The organism is Streptomyces sp. NPDC014733 (genome assembly GCF_043083385.1).
Lineage (GTDB): Bacteria > Actinomycetota > Actinomycetes > Streptomycetales > Streptomycetaceae > Streptomyces.
Window position 1 is genome coordinate 342,809 of the sequence record NZ_JBIBYO010000006.1, and the last position, 16,720, is coordinate 359,528.

Genomic DNA, 16,720 nt, shown 5'->3' on the forward strand with positions numbered 1-16,720 from the left:
GCGTGGGGAAGGCCGGCGGCTACTGCTTGGCTGCGGCCTGAGCGGCAAAGAGTGCGTCGATCGCTCCAGTGGTGAGTTCCTTGTAGGAGTCGACCTGGTCGCCCAGGCCGTCCAAGCGCTCGCCCTTCTCGATGGACGTATATCCGCTGTAGGCGACGTCGTCTGCGCCCAGCAGCCGGTTGACGGCCGTGGCGTAGCGGGAGAAAGCAGCCCGTGAGGGCCGTGCCCAGCCGCCGCCGTCGTCCGCCGCGATGGGCCGTTCGAACGCGGTGGCGTAGTTGACGGGCTGATCGGCCCGGACGGTGAAGTGCACCAGGTCCGGGATGGTGTGGGGGGCCGTGACGTTCTTCTTCGCCTGCGGCAGGACCTTGATGAACCCTCGCGTGAACGCGTCGACGAGCAGGCGGGCGGTTTCGGTGTCCCCGTTCAGCGTGTCGAGAAGCTCGCGCAGGTCGAGAACCGCGTACCGGTAGAACACACCGCTGGCGTACTCGCCGTGGTTCATGTGGCCCGAGCCGGTCTCGTCGCTGTCGTGGGTCACATCGTCGACCGCCACGAAGAAGTCCGGCTGGCGGCGAGCGGTGTGCGTGGTGAACCCGTGGGCCATCTGCCGGGCGGCGTCCACGCCGGCCCCGGGCAGTTCAGACAACATCCGGCCGAACAGCGCGATGCTCCCGTTGGTGGCCTTGAGCAGGGCGTGGATTTCATCGCCGGGCACACCCGGCTTGGGATTCTTCGCGCTCGACTTCTCCGTCTTTTCGATGGCGCCCCGGTGCGTCTCGCACAGATCGGCGATCTTCTCGGCCGTGGAAGCGGGCACGAACAGCAGGGACTTGGTGCCGTCCTTGTCCAGCTTGAAGCCGGTTGAACCGAGGACCTGCTGTGCGGCTGAGGCGGCCAGCTTTTCGTCCCAGCCGCGGTCAGTGAGAACGTTCTGGACCTGCTGGCCGATCCGGCGCGTGCGCACGGCCTCGATGCCGGTGGTGTCCTGAACGAAGTCCCGCAGCGGACGTCCCAGGGCCTGCGAGGACAAGCGGATGCGCGTCGTTCCGCCGAAGGTCAGCGTCTTCGGCGCCCCCAGATCATCGCGGTTGAGGTTGGCGTAAGGGATGGTCTGCACGGCGTGCAGGCACAGAAAAGCCATGTCAGTTCTTCTCGCTCTCGTGCTCGGCGTCGGCGTCGGAGTTCGCGGCGCCGGTGGTGAGGGTCTTGTAGTAGGCGCTGGACCAGCGCAGGACCGCCGCCTCGCGGCGCTTGTCGCGCTCCCAGTCGGCGATGTCGTGCAGCAGCACGCCCCAGTCCGGCAGCCGCGGCGCGTCGCCCGCCAGCCGCATCACACCGGGCAGCGCAGTGTGCAGGCCCGCAAGATCCTCACGGAACAGAGACTGAAGCCGTGGCGCGCTGCGCCCTTCGGGGTCCTCCCCGCTGGTGTCGGGGGCGTCGAGTGCCCCCAGGACGGCGCCGAGGTTTCCCTCCCGCAGCCGTCGGCTGAGGGACAGCGGTTGTTTCCTGCGCTTGCCCTTCTCGTGCTCCCCTTGGCCGGTGTCCTGGGCCGCCTCGTCGTCATCGCTCTCGTCGGAGGGGAGGTCCTTGGCAGGCTTGGCGCGCGGGTCATACAGGGCGATCAGGGCGGCCACCGTGTAGTGCGCCCATTCCAGATCAGCTGCCGGTTCATCCGGAAGCCGGGCCGCGACATAGCGGTGTGCCCGCACCGCTTCGGCAGGGGTATGGCCGAGTGCTGAGCGGATGGCCTGTCCCGTGCCGGCGTCCCGTCGGCACGCCGCGATGGTCCGGCCCACGAACGCATCCGCTTCCGCCAATAGCTGGGAGCTGCGCGTCTCGGGCGTCGTCACTCGGTCTCCTTCGGTTTGCTGCTGGTGGTCTTGGTGAGGGTCGAGGCGACCTTGCCGCGGTGCTGGACCACGGCCCGGACCGTGCGAGGCAGATCGGCGTTGACGACCTCGCGCATGACCTGGTCGTAGACGTCCACCGCGATCCGCCCGAACACGCTCGGTGCCTCGTCCCAGGCGCGGGTGTCCAGCAGCGTCCAGAACGCCGCTTCGGCGCGCGGCCAGTACGCGGTCAACGCCCGCTTGCTCCAAGGCGTCGGGCCTTTGTCGTCTTCATCGGCAGGTGCCGCGGTGTCCTGCCAGACACTGTTTGCCGCCCACTCCAGCCGTCTCGCGCACAGCTCCGCGCGCTCACGGGCGGCAGCGAGGCGCCCCGCGTTCGCTTTCTCTTCCTCACGGATCAGGCGTAGGACCGGCGGCGTCGCCGCCCGGTACCAGCCCACCTCGCCGCCGGCCTTCTCCCGGCTCTGCTCGAACCCATAGGCCACAACCGCCACGTGGTCGAGCACCTCCACCGGGACATCGTGGATGGCGTCCGTGATCAGAGGCCGCCGCGGGACGCTGCCGGGTGCGGTGTGCAGCACCAGCCCGTCCAGGTCACGGAAGACGGCACGGGCGACATCCGCACGCTGCGCGTACTGCTGCCCCTTGGACCCCTCCAGCCAATTCAGGTACGGGTCCGACACCGCGGGCAGGGACGACGGCCACGCCCATGCGATGTACACGTCGGAAGCTGCGGCACGGTCCTCGGACGGCACAAGGAGCAGGGCATGCTGTGCCCGTGCGGTCAGCAGCGTCACCGGCCCTTCCACGACGGGAAGTTCACCGTCTGGATCGGCCGGCTCATCGCGCTCCCATGGCGCGAGGTCCGTGCCGGGCACGGGGACCACATCGGTGTCGGGGATACCGAGCACCATCGTCTCGAACAGATTCCGCCCCGTGGGGTGGTAGGAGACCAGGCCGCGCAGAGGCCCGACGCTGGCATGCCGCAGATCATGACGCTCAGTCCTGCGGTTCGGCCCCTGCGGGCCGCCCTGCCCGTACCACAGCCAGGCGAGCAGGTTCAGTGCCGCAGCAGGGCCTGGCACCGGTACCGGGACACCGTCGTGGAAGGCACCGAACCATGCCGAGGACGTAGCGCTGGCCCGGCCCCATGCCAGCTTCCCCACGCCACTGGATTTACGGTCCAGCTGCCCCTTCCGCCTCCCCTTCTCGACCCGCACGTCCATCTGAGACGGCAGCCGCGGCTCCTGCAGCCAAGGACGCACCGGGTCGAACAGCCGGAACCGGTCCGAGTGCCGAGCGAAGTACGCATCGACCACGGCAGGGTCGAAAGATCCCTGCTCCAGCAGGTCATACCGGTCATCGACGTCCAACGCCGCCAGCCCTGCGCCGCGGAGCGCCAAGGCGTACAGAATCCGCAGGATCGCGCACTCAGCCGGTGGCATCGTCACTGCCAGAGACTCGATGAGGTGCGCGTCGACCAGTAGTCCGCGCAACCCGTACTGGCGGGACGTGCCGTCGACCATGGTGACCGGTATCCACGGATCAACCGCAACGTCCAAACCAGAAGCCTGAGTTACCTGCTCAACATCTGTCCTGTCCATTACGGCGCACCGTACAACCCACCACTGACAACGCCCGGAGCCAGCCGAACCAACGGCAGAGGTCGCTCCCCAAAGCCGCACGTCATTGGCAGGAAGGAGCGCCCCCACGTGCGTGAGGAAGAGAGCCGTTCACCGAGCGGGCGGATCAGCGGGTCCGGAGCACCCCCACGTGCTTGGGGAAGAGAGCCGGGCGACGCTTCGGGTGCGGCGGGCCGCCGGAGCACCCCCACGTGCGTGGAGAAGAGGCGGACGACCACCTGGAGGACGTGCTGATCGACGGAGCACCCCCACGTGCGTGGGGAAGAGAAAAAAGACCCGCCGGGGTCAATCCCCGGAGCTGGAGCACCCCCACGCGCGTGGGGAAGAGGAGTCCTGGGCCACCGAGATGACCTCGAAGGCCGGAGCACCCCCACGTGCGTGGGGAAGAGGCGATCAGCGACCCGCACACCCTCCAGGCCGACGGAGCACCCCCACGTGCGTGGGGAAGAGAACATCACCCGCATCCGCACCGGAACACCGTTCGGAGCACCCCCACGTGCGTGGGGAAGAGAAGCCTGGCGTCGGCAAGTCAACCTCTGGAATCGGAGCACCCCCACGTGCGTGGGGAGGAGAGCCGCTCAACGAGCGGGCGGGTCAGCGGGTCCGGAGCACCCCCACGTGCGTGGGGAGGAGACGGCCGTGGTGACCGACTGGGCGGCCCGCTACGGAGCAACCCCACGTCCGTGGGGAAGAGGGGTAGTAGGTATAGCCGTCCCCAGCGCTGAGCGGAACACCCCCACATGCGTGGGGAAGGGTCCCGACCCTCCCGTACGGCAGCGATGTACTCCGGAGAACCCCCACGTGCGTGGGGAAGAGGACGTCACCAAGTCCGAGGACGTCGAACGGTGCGGAGCACCCCCACGTGCGTGGGGAAGAGACGCGTTCGGCGAACCCGTGCCGGTAGAGGCCCGGAGCACCCCCACGTGCGTGGGGAAGAGGCTTTGTGACCTGCGGCGTTCTCGCCGCTTTGCCATTTATTTGTCAAGCGTCGTGTGCTTGCGTTCGACGATACCGAGGACGGGATCGAGGCGGAGGTGCCTGTCGCCGAGGGGTGGCGCGTGGTGGCCTGTGGGGGTCTGGTGGTGGGGGAGGCGGATCAGGTTGCTGAGGCGGGGCTCCTTGGACCAGGTGGGGTGTGGTCGCTGGTCAGGTGTGAGCTGGTTCAGCCAGGCGCCTGCGCGCATCGGGACTGCGTAGTGCATGAGGGTGCGGACTTGTTGGCGGGTGAACCTGCCGCGTTCGCCGGTGCCGTGGGTGGGGAGCGCGATGGTGTGGTCGGGGTCGAGCCAGATGTTGTTCTCGGTGTCGTGGAAGGTGGGGATCAGGCTGATGCTGTTGGCTCCGAGGCGGGTGGTGATCAGCTCGGGGTCGGCGTCGGATTCGGTCAGCCGGTGCAGATTGGCGGTGGTCACCTTGGCCGGTGGCTTGATCATGGCGAGGTCGGCGAGGGCTCGGCGGGCGGTGTCGTCGGCGATGCGGTCACGGTCTGCGGTGAACAGCGTGTCGGGGTCGGTGCTGGCGAAGGCGGGGTCGTAGACGGCGTTCACCAAGCGCTGTACATCGCAGGGGATGTTGATGGGGCCGGTGTGCCGGTCGAGGAGTTCCCAGGTGCGTTGGAGCAGGGACGGGGGATAGACGTCGCCCCAGGCTGGTGGTGCGAAATTGGGGCGGCCGGTGGTGTCGCCGGGGGTGAGTACGAGCATGTGGGGGTCGGTCCCTGCCCAGGTGGGGCGTTTGAGACCGGCACGCTCCCATGCGTCCGGGCCGTGCCGGAACGCTCGGCCGGCTCGCTGCAGGAGCAGGGCGAGCGGGGCGAGGTCGCTGATGATCAGGTCGAAGTCGAGATCCAGTGACTGCTCGATCACCTGGGTGGCGACGATGATGCCTCGGTGCGGCCGGGTGGTGCTGGGCTTGTCGACGCGGCCGAATGCGCTCTCGGCCCGCCGGGTGTAGTCCGCACGCTGATGGGCGGGCAGGCGGGCGTGCAGCAGATGCAGGTCGACGCCGTCGCCGAAGTGGTCGGCCAGGGCCTGGTAAGTCGCCTGGGCCTGCGGGACGGTGGTGCAGATGACGGCAGCGCAGCCGCCGTCACGGGCCAGCTCATCGAGCTGCCCCAGGATCGTTTGATGGCGGTGGCTGGTGCCCCGGGTGGTGACCTTGGCGATGTTCAGATCGCGGCCGCGTCCGGTGCCGACGGCTTCGGGCGGAGCACTGGTGGCGCCGGTGGCGTGGTCGGTGAAGGACCAGCCGGGGTAGGCGGGCTCGATCGCGGCTGGCTGGGTGTGGCCGGCGCCGTGCCGGTAGGCGTTGACCAGGGCGGCCGCCGTGTCACCGGTCAGGGTGGCGGACAGGACGACGACCGGCACCTGCCAGGCGCCGCACCACTGCAGCAGGCGCAGCAGCAGGGCGTGGGTGAAGGCATCGTACGAGTGGGCCTCGTCCACGATCAGGGTCTTGCCCGAGAGGGCGAGGTGGCGCAGCGGGCCGTATTTGAGGGGCAGGACGGACAGGAGAGCCTGGTCGATGGTGCCCACGTTCAGATGGGCCAGCAGACCGTGCCGGTTGGACTGGCGCAGCCAGCGGGTGGCCTCGGTCGACACGCCATCGTCGCCGTGCACGACCCTGGCCTCCGCCTCCGCGTCCTCCTTGCTCTGCGGAGTGGTGTTGTCGTCGTGGTGCATCCACGCGGAACCGTGAAGCCGGGTGACCGCGGTGGGGAGGTTGTGCTCGGCCCACGTCGCCAGGCGGCCGTGCATCTGGTCAGTGGTGGCCATCGTCGGCAGGGCGACGTAGACGCCGTGGGTGCCGCACGCCTGTCCCATCAGCGCTGCCCCGTACAGCGCCGCCTCGGTCTTGCCGTCGCCGGTCGGTGCGGTCACCAGGAGCAGTCCCGGTCCTCCGTTCAGCATGCCGGGCAGGTGCCGGCTGATGCTCGCCTGGAGGGGATTCGGATTGGCGATCGGCACGTAGCCGAACATGTCCACGAACGACGTCGCTGCAGCCGGAGCGGCAGGGGCCTGGAGGCCAGCCTCCGCGAGCAGGGCCGTTGCGTGGGCGCGGGACGCGGCTGCCCATGCGTGGACAGCGGCCGTGTCGACCACTGCACCAGTTTCCTCAAGACGACAGATGAGGTGGTCTTCCTGGGAGACCAGCCAGTCTGCGAGCACGATGAGCCCGGTGACCACCGTGATGGCCGCAGCTGGAATCCGGTCTTTCGCCACCGTGACCGTCGGTGCGTCGGTTACGGCCGCCAGCACCCGGGCCATTGCCTCCCGTTGGCCCGACCATGCCCCTGCGCCCAGGCCGGGGAAGAAGCCCAGCGGGGTCGCCGCGACGTCCGGCCGCGTGGGCTCTGCGTACCGACCGTGATGCCCCCCGAGGACTTGCCCCGCAACCACCGCAGCGACCCGGTCCCTTCGCCCGGACAGATTCCAGCCCAACCCGCCCAGCAACGACGGGACCAGAAGCTGTGACGAGGACTCGTGCCGACCGAGAGCCGCAGCATCAGCCTCCGACACGACGGGATAACCCGCTGACGCCAGGGCTTCTGCGAGATCCGGGCGCATGGCTTGCCAGGACGGCACCGCCTTACCGATGTCGTGCAGCCCCGCCCAGAAGGCGACCAGCCGCCGAGCCTCGTCGCAGGTCAGGTCGAGCGCCCGCGCGATCATCCGGCGTTGGGCACGCGTGAGATACGCATCCCACAACACATCTGCCATCACGGCCGTGTCCACGAGGTGGCAGATCAGCGGGTAGTGCCGACCGGCAGGAAGGCCCTTCGACTTCCCCCACAGCAGGCACTCGAACACATCGTCGGTCATAAGGCTCCGTGGTCACGATATTTTCGGGGCACTGAAGGGGAAACGCTCCGACGAAAAAAGGGAAAATTCTCTTCCGGTTACCTCTGCGTGCTCGGTGGCCTGCAAGATAACCGCATCCGCGCAATTCCGGTTCAAATTCTTGGCTGGCCCAGCGCGCGGAGCGCCGGCTCAATGCTCAAGACCGCATCAGGTAAGGGGATTCACACCGATCGCCACTTCCGCATTGGCGAGCATCCGCGCGATCTGGATCGGCAGGTTGCCGAACTCCTCCATGACGACATCGAACGGGTCCACGGACCTGGCCTCCCCGTCGAGTGCTGCACCCTCGATGACGTAACGGAATCCACTGGGCGAGGTCTCGTCATCCCGGACCTTCCACGAAGCCCCGTGTTCGTGAATTCCGACATCTGCCACATATGCCGCCAGATCGCTGTGCAGGGTGAACCAGTCGTCCTGCTCGAATTCATCGAGCGGGAGCCTGGATACGTAGTCCTGCAGTGGGCCGATCAGGATCAGTACGTCCTGTTCGTACTGCTCGGCGGGGACGTTGAGCATGTCGGCGATTCCGAGAACATTCTCGTGTGCTTCCTGAGCCCACTGTTCGAGGTCGGCTCGTGCCTGGTCTGCCTCGGAAGGCTGCATTCTTTCTCTCCCTAGTGGTGTTCCACGAATATGATACCGGCTTCCTTGAGGTATTCGCGTAATTCTTGCGAAGGTCCTGCGTGAAGGAATACCCACCGGGGGTCGAATCCCGGGTCAATTTTTCGTAGTGCGATGTCTTTGTGGATCTGCTCTTTGATGTGCTTGCTGAGCGGCACCTCGACTTGTTGAGGTGCATGCTGGCCGGGGGCGACCTCGACCATGCGGTACTGCTGGTAGGTCTTCACCTCGACGCCGAGTGTCCGGCCGTCAGGGAGAGGGACAGGCACGTCGACCTTCCGTCCGCCGGTGGCGGTGACGGGGTATTTGGGGTCCTGATTCGTGGGGACGGGGTAGTGCTTCTCGCCCTGTCCGCCGTACATCTTGCGCACGTGGTCTTCCCCTGTGGACCAGCGCTTGCGCTTGTCGCGCATCTTCCGCACCTGCTCCAGTGAGGGACCGTCGTTCCCCTTCGCCAGCTGCCCCCTCCGAGGAGGGGGCGGGAGAGCGGGGACCTCGTTGCCGTTTCCGGTGCGGAACATGCGGGAGGCCGAGCCGCGCGGCAAGGAGCCACCACCGGGCACGGCGAATCGAGGAGCGCCGAAGCCCAGGGATTCCAGGTGGATTCCGTCGAAGTTCCGGAGCACGGTTTTGACTCCGCCGGCTTCCGAGACGGCCCGCGCTGTACGGGCAGCGCCGCCGAAAGCACCTCCCATGAGGACACCGGTGACACCTGCGTCCTTGACCTCGGCGAGGTTGACTCCGTGCTGGTCGCCAAGAAGGTTCCGGCCGCCCTGGGCCACCACCACATCCACCGTGATGGCTTCGATGCCGCCGATGGCGGCGGTGGCCAGGACTGTTCCGGCGATCTCGGCGACGGTGGCGGAGACGGCGACGCCCGCGGTACTGGCTGCCGCGACGATCGCTTCGGTGGCGCCGGCGGCGGCGACCTCGCTGATGCCCCCGGTGAAGAGGGCCAGCGCGGTCCCCGCGACCAGGACCGCTCCGGCGATCTCCAGCTCGTGCTCGCTCTTCGTCTTCGCCTCGGCGATCTGATCGGCGAACTTGTCCAGCGCCTTGGCCATGTCCCGCGCGGCGGAGGCGACGTCGTCCAGATATCCCTTGCCGCCGCCGTGGTACTTCTTCCAGAAGTCGCCGAACGCCTCGATCGACTGGCCCTTGTTGTTGTCGATGACGTCCTGGGCCTGTTTGTGGCAGGCGGCCGTGCAGTCCTCGACCTCGTCGGCGAAGGTGCGCCAGGCGCGGGCGGCTTCCCGGAGTTCGTCCTCGTCGCCCTTCGGCCACCACATGCCGGTGAGGTCCTGGACGATCTCCTTGGCCTTGTCGGCAGCGCCCATCAGCTACCGCCCTCGAAACCGGACTTGGCCGAGCGGTCAGCTTCCTCGTGGTTGGCGGCCATGTCATTCATGGCCTTGGTGATGCTCGACAGGCCCTTGGTCAGGGCATCAGTCGCCTTCTCAATCTGCGCTCGGTGCGGTGCGTAGACGTGCTCGAACTTTTTGCCCTGCTCGTCAGCACCCCAGGGTTCCCCCAGCCCGCCTAACGCATTCCGGAGCTTGGACGCCGCCCGCTCCAGGGCCACGGACTCCCTATGGAAAGTCGGATCAGCGGACTTCAGCTGATCGGTGTCCACCTCAAAGCTGTCGCCAGCCATGCTCTGCCTCCCCCTTGGTCAAGCGCTCGCCACCGTTGCGAGCGCTGACAGTGCTCCCGGTTCACGCGTAGCGACCATGGCATGCAGCACTGACAATCGCCCTGGTAGGAGCGCATTTCAGCCACGGCGCGGGGGTCCCGATTTTCCCCATCGGTGCCAGCGGGTAGCCGTAGAGCGCCCCGGTGCCGGCGCCCAGCGGACTGCTCGGGCAATGCCGCTGCCGGGAAACCCGCATGCCCGGCGCCCGAGACGCATCGCGGATGCCTCGCTCTTGCATCCGGGAACGTCCCGCTTGCCTGTGCTGGGTGCCGTGGGTGGCAGTCCCACCGAGGGTTGCTTCAAAACCCATTGCCCGTAGGGGAGTTGGCGACAGGTGTGGCCTCGTCGTGGCTCTTGGGCAACACATGTGTTGCCCGGGCAACACGCAAAACACCCCTCTGACCGCGTTTCCGCAGGTCAGAGGGGTGTTGATGGCGGTAGCGGTGGGATTTGAACCCACGGAGGAGTTGCCCCCTCACGCGCTTTCGAGGCGCGCTCCTTCGGCCGCTCGGACACGCTACCGAGAGAGAGCTTAGCCCAAGGGGGGCCTGGATCCGAAATCGGATGTCGGGGGTGGTCAGCGGGAACGGAAGAAGGCGGTGAGGGCGGCGGCGCAGTCGGGTTCCAGGACGCCGGTGATGACCTCGGGGCGGTGGTTGATCCGGCGGTCGCGGACCACGTCCCAGAGGGAGCCGACGGCGCCTGCCTTCGCGTCGTACGCGCCGTAGACGACGCGGTCGACGCGGGAGAGGACGATCGCGCCGGCGCACATCGTGCAGGGTTCCAGCGTGACGACGAGGGTGCAGCCGGTCAGCCGCCAGTCGCCGGGGCGGCGGTCGGCGGGGCCGGCCCCCGCGCCCAGTGCCTCGGCGGCGGCGCGGAGGGCGAGGACCTCGGCGTGCGCCGTCGGGTCGCCGGTCGCCTCGCGGGCGTTGTGGCCGGTGCCCAGGACCGTGCCGTCGGCGGCGAGGACGACGGCGCCGACGGGGACATCACCGGTCGCCGGGGCGAGCGCGGCTTCCGCCAGCGCCCGCCGCATCGGCGCGGTCCAGGGGTCCCGCAGCGGATCGGGCGCGGCGGGCGGGGGTGCGGGGGATGACGCGGTCATGCCCCCAGTGTCGGGGACGTGGGGATGTGGGGACGCGGGGACGTGGCCCTCGGCCCGAGCCGCCGCACCACGCCCTCGGCCCGAGCCGCCGCACCAACGCCCTCGGCCCGAGCCGCCCCGCCGTGGCACGGCCCGGCACCAGGCAAGCCTCCGCCCTACCGGCTGGGTCCCGCCCTACCGGCTGGGTCCCGCCCTACCTGCCGGGTCCCGCCCTACCTGCCGGGACCGGCCCGGCGTGCCCGGCCCGGCACGTCGGGCCGCACCGCCTGGCTCAGCGCACCGCCTCCAGTACATCCGTGCAGCCCAGCGCGTCGGCGATCTGGGAGAGGGCGTCGGTGTCGAGGACGAGGAGGTCTTCGGGGGGGACGCCCAGGTCTGTCAGGAGTTCGACGTCGCCGAGGGGGCCGGGCGGCGGGGCGTCGCCGTCGGGGGTGTTCAGGTCGGCGTCGTCCGGTTCCGGTTCGCCGTCCTCCGTGCCGTCGAGGTCGAGGCTGTCGAGCTCGACGTCGGCGTCGTCGTCGGAACCGAGCAGTTCGTCGGTGAGCAGGGCGCCGTACGAACTTCGCGCGGCGGCGGCGGCGTGCGAGACGAAGACCCGCGGGTCGTCCTCGCCGTCGACGCGGATGACGCCGAACCAGGCGCCCTCCTGCTCGATGTACGCGACCACCGTGTCGTCGTCCACCGCTGCCTCCCGGGCCAGATCGGCCAGATCGGTCAGGGTCTCCACATTGTCGAGCTCCGTGTCGCTCGCTTCCCACCCGTCTTCGGTGCGCGCGAGCAGTGCGGCGAAATACACCGTGACTCTCCCACTGTCTTGGGCTGCCGGCCGGCGGGGCGACGCGGGTGCGCCGCTGGTCCCGCCCCCGTCGGAATCGTGGCAGAAACAACGCGTCCGCGGGGGGTCTTCGGCGCTGCGTCGTGGGGAGGTTGCCGGAGAAGTCGCCCGCGTGCCGGAGCGGCGCCGTCGGAAAGCGGGACGTTCCGGGCGTGGACGGCGGCGGGGTGCGTCCTGCGCGCCGGGTGCCGGGCTCCGGACGCGTACGGGCCGTCTACCAGCGGAATGTGCGCATCCGGAGCGCCTGCCGCATCCGGGCCGCCCGGGCGCGGCGCGGCTGGACCCGCTCGCGCAGCGCCTTCGCCTCGTGGAGTTCGCGCAGGAACAGGTCGCGGCGCCGGCGGCGCGCCGCGGCGCTCTCCGGGCCGGGCGCGGCGCCGGGCCCGTCTGGGTGCGGGGGGTCGGACACGCGGCACACCACCTCGGGCGGGGCCCGGCCCCGGGCGGGCCGGACGGGCAGCTCCACGGTCCACTCTCCCCCGCCCCGGGGCGGTCGTGCCAGTGCGCCGGGGGCCGGGCGGACGCCTCACCCCGCACTCTCGGTTACTGTCGAGGGATGCGGATCCACGTCGTCGACCACCCGCTGGTGGCGCACAAACTCACCACACTGCGCGACAAGCGCACCGATTCCCCCACGTTCCGGCGGCTCGCCGACGAGTTGGTCACCCTGCTCGCGTACGAGGCGACCCGCGATGTCCGGACCGAGCAGGTCGACATCGAGACCCCGGTGACGACGACCACCGGCGTCCGGCTGTCGCACCCGCGGCCGATGGTCGTCCCGATCCTGCGCGCCGGTCTCGGCATGCTGGACGGCATGGTGCGGCTGCTGCCCACCGCCGAGGTCGGCTTCATGGGCATGGTCCGTAACGAGGAGACCTACGAGGCGCACACCTACGCCACGCGGATGCCGGACGACCTCTCCGGCCGGCAGGTCTACGTCGTCGACCCGATGCTTGCCACCGGCGGCACGCTGGTCGCGGCGATCCGCGAGCTGATCAACCGCGGTGCGGACGATGTCACCGCGATCTGCCTGCTGGCCGCGCCCGAGGGCGTCGCGGTCATGGAGCGGGAGCTGGCCGGTGCGCCGGTGACGGTGGTCACCGCCGCCGTCGACGAGCGGCTCAACGACGACCGGTACATCGTGCCGGGTCTGGGCGACGCGGGCGACCGGATGTACGGCACCGCCGGCTGACACCACCTGGGGCGCCCCGTGCGCCCACCGGAACACTCCGGGCCCCTGCCGGTTTCCGGCGGGGGCCCGTGGCATGTCCGCGGCCGGACGGTCAGCAGCGGGGCTTGGGGCGCGGCGGGTGGGCGAGGGCGTGCAGGGCCTTCTCGGCGTCCTTCGCCTTCGTCAGGTTCTTGAACGTGTCGCCGATGATCAGGTCGACGGAGTGGTCCTTGCGGTTGTCGGTCTCCTGGCGGGCCCCGGCGAGCTGGGTGGCGAGGACCTTCAGCGCGCCGTCGGCGCCGGACGGGCCGAGCAGCACGCCGTTGTTCTTGACCTTCTTGTCGTAGGCGGCGGGCGCGTTGCCCACCTCGCCGATGTCGAAGCCGCGCTTCTTCAGCTCGTCGGCGGTCTGCTTGGCGAGCCCGCCGTGCGGGGTGGCGTTGAGGACGTTGACGGTGAGGTCGGACGGCGCGGGCGGCTTGGCCGCGGCGGGTGCGGTGGGCGCGGTGGTGTCGCACTTCTGCTTGGCGTCCGCGCTCTTCTCGGCGGCCTGGGCCTTGCCCGAGCCGCCACCGAAGACGTCGATGAGCTGGAGGGTGCCCCAGCCCGCCAGGCCGAGGGCGCAGACGCCCGCGGCGGCGGTGAGGACGATCCGGCGGCGGTGGCGGGGGCGGCGCATCCGGGGATACCTGTCGCCCGTCACGCGGTACTTCTTACCGCCCATGCCCGGTGGCGTCAGCATGCTCATGAGTCGAGCGTAGTGGTGCCCGGGACGCGTGCCTACTAGATGATCAATGCGGGGCGGGTGAGCCGACCCGAAAGGGGCAACCGGTCCGTGCGTACGGCGGAACGGACCGGGCGGCGGGCGTCAGCCCAGTTCGAGGACGCGGGCGTGCAGCACCTGGCGCTGCTGGAGCGCGGCGCGGACGGCGCGGTGCAGGCCGTCCTCCAGGTAGAGATCGCCCTGCCACTTCACGACGTGCGCGAAGAGATCGCCGTAGAACGTCGAGTCCTCGGCCAGGAGGGTTTCCAGGTCCAGCTGCTGCTTGGTCGTCACCAACTGGTCGAGGCGTACCGGGCGCGGGGCGACATCCGCCCACTGGCGGGTGCTCTCCCGGCCGTGGTCGGGGTACGGACGCCCATTTCCGATGCGCTTGAAGATCACACGGAAAGCCTACCGGGCGAGCGGCCGCGGGCCCAGCCGTGCCACGGGTATCGGCCACTCCGGGCCCGTTGCGGGGCCGTTGGGGCCCCCGCGCGGGGGCGTGCGCCGGGGCGCGGGCGGGGCGTCCGCCGCCGGGCCGCGCCCGGGGGCAGCGGTCCGGGCCGCCCTGGGGACGCGCTTCCGCAGGGCGTTCCTAGGGGCGCAGGCTCGATGCCGGGGACTCAGAGGGGCGGGACGTCGGCGTTGTGGACGGGGTGCCGTGGATGCGCGGGGGCCGGCCCTCGGTGCTCGGGTACCGGCCGGCCGTGCCGTCCGGCGGCAGGCCCCTGGGGGACACGGTGCGGCCGTCCGGTCGCTGCGTACGGGTCGGGCCGGGGGGCTCCTGGCTGCCCGGGGCCGTCGGGGACGGGGTCGGGCGGCTGTCGTGGGTGGGGGTCGGCAGCGGGTCGGGCGTGGTGGCGGGCATGGGGCGCGGGGGCGTGGCGCCGGGGGCGAAGACCGCGTAGCCGATGGCCGCGGCGGCCGCCGCGGCGGCGAGCGGCAGCGCGAACCGTCTCCAGGGGGCGCCGCGCAACCACGAGGTGCGGCGGGCGGCCCGGGGCACGGCCGCCGGGCGCAGATCGCGGGGTTCGACGGTGGCGGCGCGGGCGGCGAGGGCGGCACGCAGCCGCTCCTCGACGGGCCGTTCGGGGCCGCCGGGGGAGGGGCGGGCGGTCCGGTGGTCGTCGCCGGTGCTCATGACCGCTCCTCCAGGATTTTCTCCAGCGCCTTCAGGGCGCGGCTGGCGAGGGACTTCACCGCGCCCCGGCTGATGCCGAGGGTGCGGGCGATCTCCGCCTCGGACAGGTCGCCCCAGTACCGCAGGACGAGGACCTCGCGGCGCCGGGCGGTGAGTCTGCCGAGCGCCGCCAGGACCTCGCGGTGCTCCTCGTCGAGGACGATCCGTTCCTCGGCGGACGGGGCGTCGGCCTCGTGCGGCGGTGTGTAGTTGCGGGCGGTGCGGCGGCGGCGCAGGGTCGAGCGGGCGGTGTTGACGACGCAGGTGCGCAGGTAGGCGAGGGCGTTGTCGACCTCGTCGAGGCGTTCGCCGTGGCGGCGGCAGAGCGCGGTGAACGCGTCCTGGACGACATCCTCGGCGGTCGCCCGGTCGTCGACCAGCAGCACCGCGAGACGCACCATCGCCAGCCGGTGCGCGTGGTACAGCTCACCGATCGACGGCCGCTCCGGCATGGCGGAGCCGAACGCGGACGGGGTGGCGGGGCCCGGCGTGGCGGCGGGCTCCGCGGGGTGCGCGGACCGGGCGGTGCGGGGCGCGGTACGGGTCGCGGTACGGGCTGCCGTGCGGACTGCGCCACGCAGCCACCGCCACCGGACGCGCCGCGGCCCCGGCAGGGCGAACCCGGCCGGGGCGAGCGGGAGTACGAAAGTTTCCATCGGTTCCTGGTACCGGGGGGAGGTGTCAGGCCCGGTTGCGGCGGACCGCGTACAGGGTGCCACCACCGGCGGCGAGCAGGGCGGCGGCACCGGCGCCCAGGATGAGGGTGGTGGTCTCGGAGGCGCCGGTGTGGGCCAGCTCGTCCTTGCCGGACCCGTCCCGGCCGGTGGCGGGCGCGGGGGTCGCCTCGGAGCCGCGTCCCGCGTCACCGGGGCGGCTCACGCTCGGGACGGGCCGCGGTGCGGTGGAGGAGCGCTCACCGCCGGGGGGCTGGGTGGGCTCCGCGGACGGCCGCGTCGACGGCTGCTCCGACGCGTCGCGCCCCGGGTAGGTGGGCTCGGGGGACGGGCGGTGGTCGGACGGCGCGCTGACGCTGGGCGAGGGACGGGTGGAGGCCGGGGCGGAGTCGTCGGCGAAGGCGGGACCGGCCGTGGCGAGAGCGGTGAGCGCGCAGGTGGCGAGCAGCCCGGCGGTGGCGGCGCCGCGTATCCGGCCGCGGCCGGCGGAGGGGGACTGCGTGGGGGCGGTGCGGAAGAAGTTCACGGGTACTGCTCCACGGTCGATGGGCGGCGCCCGGTGGCGCCCTCACCCCTCACGACGTGCGGCGAGGGTGGGGGTTGCCGGTGGGGAGAAAGTTTTTTCGGGAGCGGGAGCGGGGCGCGCAGCAGCCGGGGCCGGGAGCCGGGCGCGCGCCCCGCACGCGCCGTCCGTCCGCTACCGGCAGTCCGGGCAGTTGACCGCCCTGAGCCATTCGTCGACGGTTTCGCCCTTCCCGGCGCCGCATCTGGGGCGCGGGTCGTCGGTGCCGATGAGTTCATGGACCCGTAGGACGTCCTCGCCGACGGTGCCGCGGCGGGGCGCTGCATGGGATGGGTCCTCGTACGGGGGTTGGTCGGGCGCAGCTACCTCCACGGCTACCTCCACGGGTCTTCGGCGAGGACGTACAGCGGGTGGGTGAGTCCGCCGATGCGGTGCCGGAACGGGCCCGGCCGTGCCTGTCCTGCACCGCCCGGCGGCTGACCTGGCCAGATGCACAGCGTGTGGATGCGGTCGCCTTCCGGGAGGGTGACGAACAGGGCGTGCCCGCGCTTGACGTGCTCCCGCGCGGCCCGTTCCTCACCCGCGTCCCACGCCCACGCCCGTACCTTCGCGGCGTGCTCCCGCGCCTCGTCGTCCGCCGCGCCGCGCGTCAGCCACGCCCACGGCGACCGCACCGGCTCGGGCCCGATCCGCTCCGCCAACCGCAGCGCCTGCCCGCGCAGCCACCGCACCGCCAGCACGGGGGAGACGGTCCACAGCGCACAGACGGGATACGTGGCCCCCGGCGCCGACGCCC

18 protein-coding genes, 1 tRNA gene and 1 CRISPR repeat array are annotated in these 16,720 nt (G+C 70.8%); of the genes, 1 reads left to right on the plus strand and 18 read right to left on the minus strand.

Annotated elements, in window-relative coordinates; all coding sequences use genetic code 11:
- Positions 1-19: 19 nt before the first annotated feature.
- The 11 genes from cas7e to ACF1BH_RS17565 form a co-directional block, all read right to left on the minus strand.
- Positions 20-1,144 carry a type I-E CRISPR-associated protein Cas7/Cse4/CasC gene (cas7e, locus tag ACF1BH_RS17515; RefSeq protein ID WP_391643346.1) on the minus strand — a complete coding sequence of 375 codons (1,125 nt, stop codon included), beginning with the start codon at positions 1,142-1,144 and terminating at the stop codon, positions 20-22.
- A gap of 1 nt (position 1,145) precedes the next feature.
- Positions 1,146-1,853: a type I-E CRISPR-associated protein Cse2/CasB gene (gene casB, locus ACF1BH_RS17520; protein WP_391643347.1), complete on the minus strand. Its 708-nt coding sequence runs from the start codon at positions 1,851-1,853 to the stop codon at positions 1,146-1,148.
- Positions 1,850-3,457 (minus strand): type I-E CRISPR-associated protein Cse1/CasA, encoded by a 1,608-nt coding sequence (gene casA / locus ACF1BH_RS17525; RefSeq protein ID WP_391643348.1) that lies wholly within the window; start codon positions 3,455-3,457, stop codon positions 1,850-1,852. Before casA ends, casB begins: the two co-directional genes overlap by 4 nt.
- A 94-nt stretch (positions 3,458-3,551) precedes the next feature.
- A CRISPR array of direct repeats spans positions 3,552-4,434; the repeat unit is 25 nt; unit sequence CGGAGCACCCCCACGTGCGTGGGGA.
- A gap of 36 nt (positions 4,435-4,470) precedes the next feature.
- Positions 4,471-7,317, minus strand: coding sequence for a CRISPR-associated helicase Cas3' (gene cas3 / locus ACF1BH_RS17530; protein WP_391643349.1), 2,847 nt, complete (start codon positions 7,315-7,317; stop codon positions 4,471-4,473).
- A 186-nt stretch (positions 7,318-7,503) separates the two neighbouring features.
- Positions 7,504-7,959, minus strand: a complete 456-nt coding sequence (locus ACF1BH_RS17535; RefSeq protein ID WP_391643350.1) for a hypothetical protein — start codon at positions 7,957-7,959, stop codon at positions 7,504-7,506.
- Between the two features lie 11 nt (positions 7,960-7,970).
- On the minus strand, positions 7,971-9,314 hold the full coding sequence (locus ACF1BH_RS17540) for a WXG100 family type VII secretion target (protein ID WP_391643351.1): 1,344 nt from the start codon (positions 9,312-9,314) through the stop codon (positions 7,971-7,973).
- The gene (locus ACF1BH_RS17545; protein WP_391643352.1) at positions 9,314-9,631 is read right to left on the minus strand and encodes a WXG100 family type VII secretion target; all 318 of its coding nucleotides are present in this window, start codon (positions 9,629-9,631) and stop codon (positions 9,314-9,316) included. The genes ACF1BH_RS17540 and ACF1BH_RS17545 overlap by 1 nt, the downstream gene beginning before the upstream one ends.
- A 471-nt stretch (positions 9,632-10,102) precedes the next feature.
- Positions 10,103-10,192, minus strand: a tRNA-Ser gene (locus ACF1BH_RS17550).
- Positions 10,193-10,247: 55 nt separating this feature from the next.
- A complete protein-coding gene (locus tag ACF1BH_RS17555) occupies positions 10,248-10,778 on the minus strand; it encodes a nucleoside deaminase (protein WP_391643353.1) in 531 nt (176 codons plus the stop codon).
- 271 nt (positions 10,779-11,049) lie between these two features.
- Positions 11,050-11,574 (minus strand): hypothetical protein, encoded by a 525-nt coding sequence (locus ACF1BH_RS17560; RefSeq protein WP_391643354.1) that lies wholly within the window; start codon positions 11,572-11,574, stop codon positions 11,050-11,052.
- A gap of 253 nt (positions 11,575-11,827) precedes the next feature.
- Positions 11,828-12,034 (minus strand): hypothetical protein, encoded by a 207-nt coding sequence (locus ACF1BH_RS17565; RefSeq protein ID WP_391643375.1) that lies wholly within the window; start codon positions 12,032-12,034, stop codon positions 11,828-11,830.
- A 135-nt stretch (positions 12,035-12,169) separates the two neighbouring features.
- Here ACF1BH_RS17565 and upp point away from each other — a divergent pair, with 135 nt between their 5' ends.
- Entirely contained in the window at positions 12,170-12,805 is a 636-nt protein-coding gene (gene upp / locus ACF1BH_RS17570; RefSeq protein ID WP_143943224.1) for a uracil phosphoribosyltransferase, read from the plus strand.
- A 91-nt stretch (positions 12,806-12,896) separates the two neighbouring features.
- Here upp and ACF1BH_RS17575 read toward each other — a convergent pair whose 3' ends face one another.
- The 7 genes from ACF1BH_RS17575 to ACF1BH_RS17605 form a co-directional block, all read right to left on the minus strand.
- Positions 12,897-13,532: a LytR C-terminal domain-containing protein gene (locus tag ACF1BH_RS17575; RefSeq protein WP_391643355.1), complete on the minus strand. Its 636-nt coding sequence runs from the start codon at positions 13,530-13,532 to the stop codon at positions 12,897-12,899.
- Positions 13,533-13,652: 120 nt separating this feature from the next.
- The gene (locus tag ACF1BH_RS17580) at positions 13,653-13,949 is read right to left on the minus strand and encodes a type II toxin-antitoxin system VapB family antitoxin (protein WP_003986294.1); all 297 of its coding nucleotides are present in this window, start codon (positions 13,947-13,949) and stop codon (positions 13,653-13,655) included.
- A gap of 193 nt (positions 13,950-14,142) precedes the next feature.
- Complete coding sequence (locus ACF1BH_RS17585) at positions 14,143-14,688, minus strand: hypothetical protein (RefSeq protein WP_391643356.1); 546 nt, start codon at positions 14,686-14,688, stop codon at positions 14,143-14,145.
- Positions 14,685-15,383: an RNA polymerase sigma factor gene (locus ACF1BH_RS17590; protein WP_391643357.1), complete on the minus strand. Its 699-nt coding sequence runs from the start codon at positions 15,381-15,383 to the stop codon at positions 14,685-14,687. The genes ACF1BH_RS17585 and ACF1BH_RS17590 overlap by 4 nt, the downstream gene beginning before the upstream one ends.
- 25 nt (positions 15,384-15,408) lie before the next feature.
- Entirely contained in the window at positions 15,409-15,927 is a 519-nt protein-coding gene (locus ACF1BH_RS17595; RefSeq protein WP_391643358.1) for an LPXTG cell wall anchor domain-containing protein, read from the minus strand.
- 171 nt (positions 15,928-16,098) lie between these two features.
- Positions 16,099-16,296 (minus strand): hypothetical protein, encoded by a 198-nt coding sequence (locus ACF1BH_RS17600; RefSeq protein WP_391643359.1) that lies wholly within the window; start codon positions 16,294-16,296, stop codon positions 16,099-16,101.
- Positions 16,297-16,298: 2 nt separating this feature from the next.
- A partial coding sequence (locus ACF1BH_RS17605) for a hypothetical protein (protein WP_391643360.1) occupies positions 16,299-16,720 on the minus strand: 422 nt, incomplete at its 5' end.

Coding starts and splice junctions, on each gene's coding strand:
- cas3 (WP_391643349.1), bottom strand. CDS start 7,317: ATGACCGACGATGTGTTCGAGTGCCTGCTGTGGGGGAAGTCGAAGGGC.
- ACF1BH_RS17545 (WP_391643352.1), bottom strand. CDS start 9,631: ATGGCTGGCGACAGCTTTGAGGTGGACACCGATCAGCTGAAGTCCGCT.
- ACF1BH_RS17535 (WP_391643350.1), bottom strand. CDS start 7,959: ATGCAGCCTTCCGAGGCAGACCAGGCACGAGCCGACCTCGAACAGTGG.
- casA (WP_391643348.1), bottom strand. CDS start 3,457: ATGGACAGGACAGATGTTGAGCAGGTAACTCAGGCTTCTGGTTTGGAC.
- ACF1BH_RS17575 (WP_391643355.1), bottom strand. CDS start 13,532: ATGAGCATGCTGACGCCACCGGGCATGGGCGGTAAGAAGTACCGCGTG.
- cas7e (WP_391643346.1), bottom strand. CDS start 1,144: ATGGCTTTTCTGTGCCTGCACGCCGTGCAGACCATCCCTTACGCCAAC.
- ACF1BH_RS17555 (WP_391643353.1), bottom strand. CDS start 10,778: ATGACCGCGTCATCCCCCGCACCCCCGCCCGCCGCGCCCGATCCGCTG.
- ACF1BH_RS17585 (WP_391643356.1), bottom strand. CDS start 14,688: ATGAGCACCGGCGACGACCACCGGACCGCCCGCCCCTCCCCCGGCGGC.
- ACF1BH_RS17590 (WP_391643357.1), bottom strand. CDS start 15,383: ATGGAAACTTTCGTACTCCCGCTCGCCCCGGCCGGGTTCGCCCTGCCG.
- ACF1BH_RS17540 (WP_391643351.1), bottom strand. CDS start 9,314: ATGGGCGCTGCCGACAAGGCCAAGGAGATCGTCCAGGACCTCACCGGC.
- upp (WP_143943224.1), top strand. CDS start 12,170: ATGCGGATCCACGTCGTCGACCACCCGCTGGTGGCGCACAAACTCACC.